Annotated in this window: 10 protein-coding genes; 3 read left to right on the top strand and 7 right to left on the bottom strand. The window is 69.4% G+C overall.

The genetic code is table 11. From position 1 onward, the window contains the following. Positions 1–117: 117 nt before the first annotated feature. The 4 genes from ABZ319_RS39025 to ABZ319_RS39040 form a co-directional block, all read right to left on the bottom strand. Complete coding sequence (locus ABZ319_RS39025; protein ID WP_354991628.1) at positions 118–405, bottom strand: hypothetical protein; 288 nt, start codon at positions 403–405, stop codon at positions 118–120. A 207-nt stretch (positions 406–612) separates the two neighbouring features. After that, positions 613–1584, bottom strand: a complete 972-nt coding sequence (locus ABZ319_RS39030; protein ID WP_354991629.1) for an alpha/beta hydrolase — start codon at positions 1582–1584, stop codon at positions 613–615. A gap of 328 nt (positions 1585–1912) precedes the next feature. Next, the gene (locus ABZ319_RS39035; protein WP_354991630.1) at positions 1913–3868 is read right to left on the bottom strand and encodes an acyl-CoA dehydrogenase family protein; all 1956 of its coding nucleotides are present in this window, start codon (positions 3866–3868) and stop codon (positions 1913–1915) included. Positions 3869–4052: 184 nt separating this feature from the next. Further along, on the bottom strand, positions 4053–5237 hold the full coding sequence (locus tag ABZ319_RS39040; RefSeq protein ID WP_354991631.1) for an AAA family ATPase: 1185 nt from the start codon (positions 5235–5237) through the stop codon (positions 4053–4055). A gap of 221 nt (positions 5238–5458) precedes the next feature. Between ABZ319_RS39040 and ABZ319_RS39045 the strand changes: the two genes are divergently transcribed. From ABZ319_RS39045 to ABZ319_RS39055, 3 genes are all read left to right on the top strand, one after another. After that, a complete protein-coding gene (locus ABZ319_RS39045) occupies positions 5459–5704 on the top strand; it encodes a hypothetical protein (protein ID WP_354991632.1) in 246 nt (81 codons plus the stop codon). A gap of 319 nt (positions 5705–6023) precedes the next feature. Beyond that, positions 6024–6608: an NlpC/P60 family protein gene (locus ABZ319_RS39050; RefSeq protein ID WP_354991633.1), complete on the top strand. Its 585-nt coding sequence runs from the start codon at positions 6024–6026 to the stop codon at positions 6606–6608. A gap of 21 nt (positions 6609–6629) precedes the next feature. Then, positions 6630–7022: an RNA-binding S4 domain-containing protein gene (locus ABZ319_RS39055; RefSeq protein WP_354991634.1), complete on the top strand. Its 393-nt coding sequence runs from the start codon at positions 6630–6632 to the stop codon at positions 7020–7022. Between the two features lie 81 nt (positions 7023–7103). On the opposite strand, the gene ABZ319_RS39060 is transcribed toward ABZ319_RS39055, so the two are convergent. The 3 genes from ABZ319_RS39060 to ABZ319_RS39070 all read right to left on the bottom strand — a co-directional run. Beyond that, positions 7104–8276, bottom strand: a complete 1173-nt coding sequence (locus ABZ319_RS39060; protein WP_354991635.1) for a cation:proton antiporter — start codon at positions 8274–8276, stop codon at positions 7104–7106. Next, entirely contained in the window at positions 8273–8662 is a 390-nt protein-coding gene (locus ABZ319_RS39065; RefSeq protein ID WP_354991636.1) for a hypothetical protein, read from the bottom strand. Before ABZ319_RS39065 ends, ABZ319_RS39060 begins: the two co-directional genes overlap by 4 nt. A 31-nt stretch (positions 8663–8693) precedes the next feature. Beyond that, on the bottom strand, positions 8694–9134 hold a 441-nt coding region (locus ABZ319_RS39070; protein WP_354991637.1), incomplete at its 5' end, for a KR domain-containing protein.

The following is a 9134-nucleotide window of genomic DNA, read 5'->3' on the forward strand; positions in this document are numbered from 1 at the left end:
CCGCGCGGCGCCCGCTTCCACGGCGCCCGGCAGAGCGGCGGCCGGGGCAGGCACCGCGGGCGCTGATGACATGGCGGTACCCGCCGCGAGTGGGCGCGGCGGGTACCGGGGGTGCTGCTACTTGGTGCGGGGCCGGGAGTGGAAGCCCAGCCCCTCGTCCTGTGCGCCCATCCAGGCGGCTTCGTCCGACTTGCTGTCGGGGACGTAGATGACGTCCTGGGCGCCGCGAGTGACCTGGGCCGGCGGGGCCTGCTCGAATTCGTCGGTGTCGATGACGAGTCGTTCCAGATCGTTTTCCAAGCGGCGGACCATATTGGCCTCTCCGTACTGCGAGCGCAATGCGCCGACGCACTGCCGGAGCTGGCCGACCGCGTAGCGGAGTTCCGCAATCTCGCTGCGTGTCATCGAAACCTCCTCGGGGCATGTGATCGAGCCGTGTGACAGACCACACATCGTGATCTACAACACAGTACGCGACGAATCCCGATCCGTCTCGCCGGAGTGAAAGAACCGCTGGTCAATGCGGTGCGGTCCGGTGGCATTCCGGCCGGTTGGGGGGACATTCGGGGCAATTCCGAACCGGTCCCGCCGACCGCCCGCGCCGCCGCCGAATCAGCCCGCGATGGCGTATTCCGGGCCGCATCCGGGCTCGCGCCCGCGCATCCGCGCCACCGCCCGATCCACCAGCTCGGTGATGGCCGCCGCGACCTCCTCGACGCGCTCCATGATCACGCTGTGCCCGGCGCCGTCCAGGCGGATGAGGTCGGCGTCGTCGAGCTGGGAGGCCAGCACCACCGAATGCGCGAACGGGATGACCACATCGGCCGACCCGGCCAGCACCAGCGAGGGGATCTCGCCCAGCCGGTGCAGGGTGGCCATCTCGTCGAATCGGATGAGCGAGTCCAGGAAGCTCGACATGGTCAGCAGCGAGGTCTCGTTCAGCATGGCCGTCGCGACCGCCAGCAGGCGCGGGCCGACCTTGCGGGTGCCGTGCGTGGCCTCGCGCATGATGGGCTCGAAGATCCTGCGGCTGAAGTGTTTCGAGGCCTGCATGGCCCGCGGCGCGCGGCGCATGGCGGCCTGCAGCGAGGCCACCGCGGGCCCGTTCAGCAGCCGGCCCATGCCGACCCGGGTGACGCTGCTCGCCGCGCCCGCGAGCAGGCCGACGCCGGCGACGCGGCAGCCGATGGTCTCGGGGAAGATGCGCGCGTAGGCCAGGATGGTCATGGCCCCCATCGAATGACCCACCAGGACAACAGGTCCCGTCGGCGCGACCGCGCGCAGCACCGCGTCCAGGTCGTGCGCCAGCTGATCGATCGTGTACGTCGCCGGATCCGCCGCACCCGAATCCCCGTGTCCGCGATGGTCGTAGAAGACCATGTGGGTGTCCTCGCCCCAGCGCGGGCGCAGGTGGTCGCGCAGCAGCGCCCAGGATTCGGTGCGCAGGCAGTGACCGTGAATGAACACCACGGTGAGGGCGGCGTCGGGTGCGCCGAATTCGTGTACCGCGATGGGCACGCCGTCCGCGGCCGGAACGGTGAAGTGATGGCCGTCGTTGTCGGCGGCGCGGCGGGTGATGGACATGACGTACTCCTTGGGAGATCGCCTCTTGCCCGGTTGTCGAAAGATATTGCCGGTTCGTTAACCGCTCACACCTGGCGTTATGCACAAGTTGCCCAACTGTCGCCGCCGATCGATATACCGATCGCCGCTCGAATCCCGAACAGCTCGCCTCGCCGCCGGTGGACGCCGGGTTTTCGTGTCACAGCGCAGCCTCGGAGGATCTAGGCAAATCTAGAGAAATCACTAGAAATCTGTAGAAGAGTCACGACGAGCGGATCGGGACAGAAATCTGCCCTTCTCTAGCGGACCTGCTAGAGAAGGGCAGACTCGTCTCGATTCCCGCCGGGGCCTAGGTGCCCGCCCCCGCCTTGGTCGATGGCAGGAAGGTGCGCAGCAGGTTCTGCTCCGTACTCGGCCCGATCGACCACTCCGAGATCCACGGTCCGGTGCCCTCGCTCGGGTCGAGCGCACCGCCCTCCAGGAACGTGTAGCGCCCGTCGAGGATGCCGCGGGTCAGTTCGGTGTCCGCGTCATCGGTGTTGTCCCACAGCGCGTCGAACAGCCGCGCGATCCGCAGGCGGGACTGGCGGCAGAACACCTCGGCGAGCTCCTCGGCCGCGACGCCGTCGGGATCGCCCGCCACGCGCAGGGATTGGGCCTTCACGCACGCCGCCGAGATGGCGAACAGCTCCGCGCCGATGTCGACGATGCGCCCCAGGAAGCCCTGTTTGTACTCGAGCTTGGCCTGCCAGCGCGCCATGCCGTACATCAGCGCGCGGGCCTGCTTGCGCGACATCCGCTCGACGAACCGCATATGCCGTGCGAGCGGGCCGAATTCGCTGAAGGTGGCCGGCACCGTGCCCGAGCCCACCGTCAGCTGCGGGAACCACTTCGCGTAGAAGCCGCTCGCGCCGACCGCGGCCTTGGCCTTGTCCTTGAGCTCGGCGTTGCGGTCGACCAGCGCCCCGGCCGCGGACATGTGGGCGTCGGCCATCTCGCGGGCGATGAGCAGGCGCATGATCTCGCTGGAGCCCTCGAAGATGCGATTGATCCGCAGATCGCGCACCATCTGCTCGGCGCCGACCGCGCGTTCGCCGCGCGCCGCCAGCGAGGCCGCCGTCTCGTAGCCGCGGCCGCCGCGGATCTGCACCAGTTCGTCCGCGATCTCGCACGCCATCTCCGAGGCCCAGAGTTTGGCCAGCGCCGCCTCGATGCGAATGTCGTTGCGGTTCTCGTCGCACATGGTGGCCGACAGATCCAGCACCGCCTCCAGCGCGAAAGTCGTTGCCGCGATGTAGGACAACTTGGACCCGACCGCGCCGTGCTCGCCGACCGGCCGCCCCCACTGCACGCGGGTGGCGCTCCACTCGCGCGCGATCTTGAGCGACCATTTGGCCGCGGCGGTGCACATGGCCGGGATGGCGAGCCTGCCCGCGTTGAGGGTGGTGAGCGCGATCTTGAGGCCGTCGCCCTCGCGGCCGACCAGATTGCCCTTGGGCACCAGCACCTTGTGCATGCGGGTGACGCCGTTCTCGATGCCGCGCAGGCCCATGAAGGCGTTGCGGCGCTCCACCGTGATGCCCGGGCTGTCGGCCTCCACGATGAAGGCCGAGATGCCGCCGCGATGGCCCTCGCTCTTGGGCACCCGCGCCATCACCACCAGCAGTTCGGCCACCACCCCGTTGGTGGTCCACAGTTTCACGCCGCTGATCTCGTACGCCTCGCCGTCGGCGGTGGGCACCGCGACCGAGGCCATGCGCGCGGGATCGGATCCGACATCGGGTTCGGTGAGCAGGAAGGCGCTCACCGCGCCGCGGGCGCAGCGCGGCAGGAACTCCCGCTTCTGTTCCAGGGTGCCCGCCAGCTTGAGCGGTTCGGGGACGCCGATGGACTGGTGCGCCGAGAGCAGCACCCCCAGGCTGGCGTGTGCCGAGCCGACGAGCATGAGCGCCCTGTTGTAGCCGACCTGCGAGAGCCCGACGCCGCCGTACTCCGGCGGGATCTTCAGGCCGAAGCAGCCGAGATCGGCCAGCCCCCGCACATATTCGTCCGGAATGCGGCCTTCGGCCTCGATGCGATTGCCGTCGATGGTCTCGCAGAAGGCGCGCAGGCGCTCGAGGTACGCGGAGTTCTGCTGCGCCTCCGCGGCGGTCGGGCGCGGGAAGGGATGGATGAGATCGAGGCGGAACCGCCCGAGGAACATCTCCTTGGCGAACGACGGCTTGGCCCACGTGGTTTCGCGAGATTCCTCGACGAGAGCCCGGGCCTGCTCTTCGGTGGCGTCGACTTTCGCGGTAGTCGCCATGTGTCCTCCTCGGACGTGATGGGAATCACATTCGAGTGTAGGAGTCTTTGTTACCCATCGGTAGTCGTTGGCAAAGATCGAAAACGCTTGTCTGTCATTGATCTTGAAGGTTCCGCTACCGTCCGGCATTCCTGATATCGGGCGGATTCGGGGCTGCTGTACGCGGCATATTCATGGCCGAAAGCTATTGGACGCCACGCAGATAACGCCCGAAATGCGGGACCGTGAAACCGATCGTGCCGCGCTCCGCCGAATAGATCAGCCCCTTCTTGATCAGGCCGTCCCGGGCGGGGGACAGGGATGCGGGCTTGCGGTCGAGCTCGCGGGCCACCGCGGCGGTGGACACCGGGCCGTCGTCGCCGGACAGATCGGCCATGGCGCGCATGTACTCCCGTTCGGCGGGTGTCGCCCGCTCGTAGCGGGAGCCGAAGAAACCGACCGCCAGCTCTTCTTCGGCGGCGGGCGCCGCGAGTTCGACGTCCCGCGCCGAGATCGGATCGCGGGCCGCGGTATCCCAGGTCGCCTTGCCGTACGCCTGCACGAAATACGGGTAGCCATCGGCCTTGCGGTACAGCGCGGCGAGCGCGTCCTCGTCGTAGGTCACCCCCTCGCGCTCGGCGGGCGCGATGAGCGCGTGATCGGCCGCGGCCCGGTCCAGGCGATCGATGCGGTGATAGGAGAACAGGCGCTCGGAGTACGACTTGGACGCCGAGAGCACCGCGGGCAGATGCGGCAGGCCCGCGCCCACCACGATCAAAGGCGCGGCGTCCTGGCTCAATTCGTGGCAGGCGCCGCAGATGGCCGAGATGTCGGCCGGGCCCAGATCCTGGAGTTCGTCGATGAACAGCGCGATGCCGACCCCGGCGTCCCGCGCCAGCTGCGCGGCCTCGAGCAGCAGCTCCACCAGATCGATCTCGATGTCCCCGGAATCGGCGCGCCCGCTCAGCGCCGGCACGTCGATTCCGGGGTTCCAGCGTTCGCGCATGCTCTTGTCGGCGGTGGCGCGCAACGCGAAAGCCTTGAGAATGCCGAGGAAGTCGTCCACCTGCTCGGGATTGCGATGCTCCACCGCCAGCGCGCGCACCGCCATGTGCAGCGCCGAGGACAGCGGCCGCCGCAGGCCCTGGTCCGGGCGCGCCTCCAGCTTGCCCGTGCCCCAGCCGCGCGAACGCGCCGCCGAGCGCAGCTGATTGAGCAGGACCGTCTTACCGACCCCGCGCAGACCGGTCAGCATCACGCTGCGTTCGGGGCGGCCCCGGGCGATCCGCTCCAGCACGATGTCGAAGGCGTCGAGCTGACGATCGCGGCCCGCGAGTTCGGGCGGGCGCTGCCCCGCCCCGGGGGCGTACGGATTGCGCACGGGGTCCATGCCGCCACACCGTAGCGGCAAGAATCGGGATTATCCCGGCGTCTAACGAAGTTCCTAGACGGAGCTGTTCGCGGGCATACTCGGTGGGGCCCTTCCGTTTCGGCGCCCCCGCGGACGTACGCCCGGGTAGCTCCCGCGGCATCGCGTTCGCCGCACCGCGCCTCGCTACCCTGGTGTCGGATCGCCCACGCCCGGGGCCGGGCAGCGTACGAGGAGGCTTCATGCCGGAAGAGCCGACCAGCGTCGCCGAGGTGGTGCGGTCCTGGAACGTGCCCGGCGAGGCCGCGGTGGCGGGGCGCATCCGCAACAACATCCTGTCCGCCATCGAAAGCGGTTTCGACGACCCGCAACTGGTCGCCGATCTCGCGGTGGGCCCGCTCGTGATGGCGCTGGCAACCCTCGAAGTCCAGCTCGCCGACGCGCGCCGGCGCATCGAGCAGCTCGAGCGAGCGCTTGACCAGCGCTGATTCGAAAAATGGCGGATCGCTGGAAGATAACGGCATATTCGATCAGGTATATCGAGTCGTGATCGGCGCGCCGGGACCAGGATTCGCGTGTCTGCCGGGGAGTTTGCCGCAAATCGCAACACACCGGACGTGTGGGGTGGACAACACGGCTCGGCAGTCGTAATCTTCTCGTGACTTAGTGGAGTCTGTCGCTTCATCGGAGACGCGGCCCACTGCGTTACGTACGAAGGATCGGAGATGGCGCTCGGTGGGTAAGCACAGCGTGCAGCGGGAATCTCGCGTTACGAATTCCGTGAAGGGCGCCATTGTCATGGGCGCCATGGCAGCAACGACAACCGGTGCGTTCCCGGCGATCACCGCCCAGGCCGCCACCGTCGAAATCCCGGGTCTCGGCAACTTCGACGTGCCGGACGCCTTCGCACCCCAGGTGCAGCAGTTCAACGAGGCGGTCAAGGACTTCCAGGAAGGCCCCGGCCTCACCGTCGGCGCGAATCCGAGCATCGGCAACGAGAACGGATTCTCCCTCCCCGGCCTGCTCGGTCAGCAGAAGCAGCAGGGCGTGGGTGACATCGCCCTCGAAGCCGCCGCCACCAAGGTCGGCGCACAGTACTCCTGGGGCGCCTCGGGCCCGTTCAGCTTCGACTGCTCCGGCCTCGTGCAGTGGGCCTACAAGCAGGCCGGAATCGAACTGCCGCGCACCAGCTTCGAGCAGTCGCACGTCGGCGCGCCCGTTGCCTTCGAGAACCTCATCCCCGGCGACATCGTCATCACCAACGGTGGCGGCCACGTCGGCATCTACGCCGGCGACGGCAAGCTGCTGAACGCCGTGCAGTCCGGAACCCCGGTCTCCTACACCAACCTCAAGGCCGACCAGGTCGTGACCGCGCGCCGCGTGATGGCCTGACCTTCGTCGTACCCTTAGCGCGTGGCATCAGCGCTGCCGAACGAACCGGCCCAAGCCCGAGTCGACTCCTGGGTGTGGGCCGTCCGGCTTTTCAAGACCAGGTCCGACGCCGCCGCGGCCTGCCGGTCCGGTCATGTGCGCGTCAACGGCGTAGCGGTCAAGCCCGCCCACTCGCTCAAACACGGTGACGAGATCCGCGTGCGGGTCAACGGCGTCGAGCGCATCGTGATCGTCGAGCGGCTGCTCACCAAACGGGTCGGCGCGGCTGTCGCCGTGCAGTGCCTGATCGACAAGAGCCCGCCACCGCCGGATCCGCAACTGGTCGCCGCCCAGCCGCGCCGCGATCGCGGCAGCGGCCGCCCCACCAAACGCGAACGCCGCGAAACGGATCGGCTGCTGGGGCGCGAGGACTGACGCGGTCCCGCCGGCCCCCCGCCTCCGCACTGTCCGGCCGCGCCGGAATCCGAGTGTCGCGCCGGGTGATTCCGGATAGCGTCAGAGTTTCCTGTTCGCGCCGATAGTGCGGTCCGTTCCGGTTCCGCCGCCGCTCTTTCGTCCCGCTCGCGCCGCGGCCAGGGCGGTCGCGCCCACCGTGACCAGCGCCCCGAGCATCATCGCCGAGGCCTCGCCCGGCGCCAGTACCCCGAGCTGGCTGCCGACCGTCACCGCCGCGACCGGCACCCCGATCTGCGCCGCGGCCAGGGTCCCGAAGACCAGGGGTTGCCCGGACAGGCGCATGACCATGTGGGTGAGCAGCGCCGTCGCGCCGAGCACCAGGCCCAGCGTGATCAGTTCCGGGTGTTCGCCGAACTCCCGCAGATTCAGGCGCGCGCCCAGCCACACGAAGAACAGCGGCGTGAGGAAGCCGTCGCCGATGGCGAAGAGCTGGCGCGCCACCCGCCGGGGTTCCCCGATCGCCGACACCGCCAGCCCGAACGCGAACCCCGCCAGCATGATCGAGACGTGGGTGCGGGTGGCCAGCGCGCACAGCGCGAACAGCAGGGCCAGGCTGACCCGCAGTTCCAGGGCGTACTGGCGATCCTGCGACACCTTGTGCAGCCGCCGCCGCGTACCCGAATCCTCGAGATAGCGCAGCACCGCGAACAGCACCAGCGCCGCCCCGCACACCGTCACCGCGCCCACCGCCGCGCGCCCGGCGTTGCCCGGGTCGATGACCAGCGGCAGCGCCACCACGCAGGCGGCGTCGGCGATCGCGACCTGGGCGGTCAACTCCAGCACCGGTTTCCCGGTGAGTCGCTGCGCGTCCAGGACCGGGAGCACCAGCGCCGCCGAGGAGGAGGCGATGAGCACGGCGTAGAGCGCGCCGTGCCCGATGCCGAAGGCGGCGGCGACCGCGTGCCCCGCCACCGCCGCGAGCACCCCGACGCCCGCGGCCCGGGCCGCGCCCACCCCGAGCGCGGACCGCAGGCCGTGGTCGCGCATGGGCACGTGGGTGCCCGCCACGAACATGACGACCGCGAACCCGATGTCGGCCAGAAAGGTGAAGGTCGGATCGTCGGTGTCCAGGATCCCGAAACCCGTTGCCCCGAACACGATTCCGGCGGCCAGCTCGCCCAGCACGACCGGCAGCCGCCAGGCCCGCCGCCACGCCAGCAGCGGACCGGCCAGGCCCAGCACCATGATCAGGGCGAGGGTTTCGAAGTTCACGGCAGGGACGCGAACTTCACCGGGATCAGAATGTTCTCGTCGGTGTAGTAGATGGCGCAGACCCGGTGGTAGCCGTCGGCGATCTGCGCGGGCACCCCGCGCCGGAAGTCGCCGCGCACCATGAGGATCGGCGAGAGCGCCTTACCCGCCACGATCTTGGTCAGGTCCCGCCGGACGTACGGGTTGTAGGCGGGCAGGATCTCCAGCTGCGCCGCCCGCAGGATGTCCTTGGCCTTCTTGTGGATGATCTCCGCGGCCCGCAATTCCTCGACGACGGTCTGCACCACGTCGGGCTCGCCGAGCATTTCGAGGAAGTCCGCGGCCGCCGGATAGTCGTGCTCATCCGGCCGGCCCTTCCATTTCACCTGGATGCTCGCATCGGCCATGGCGCCATCATCCCCGGGCCACCAGCGGGTTTCAGTTCGACACGCGGGACAGCGGCTGCCAGCCGGCGGTGGAGAAACCGATCGTGAAATCGGTCGGATCGCCCGCGGTGAGCGCCACCAGATTGGCGGTGGCGACGCGGTCGCGCTCGCGGCCCGCGTGCACCACACCCCGGATCGGCGAGCCGCATTCGCGAATGTCGTGCAGCGCGTTGGCCAGATCGTCGCGGTCGGCCGGATCGCAGCGCACCAGCACGATCCAGTCCTCCATCCCGTCCAGCGGCGGCGGCAGCGCACGCGGCTGCCGGGTCAGCACCACCACGTCGCGCGCGCCCGCGTCCAGCAGCCACCGCACGGCGACCGCCCCGGACGAACCGAGCCCGCCCGCGACGACATAGGTTCCGTCCCCGCGAATGGCCACCGCGGGGACCTGCGGCGCGGCCCCGCGCCCGGAATGCGCGCGCCGCCACCGCCG

This window comes from Nocardia sp. NPDC005978 (genome assembly GCF_040614455.1).
Classification (GTDB): domain Bacteria; phylum Actinomycetota; class Actinomycetes; order Mycobacteriales; family Mycobacteriaceae; genus Nocardia.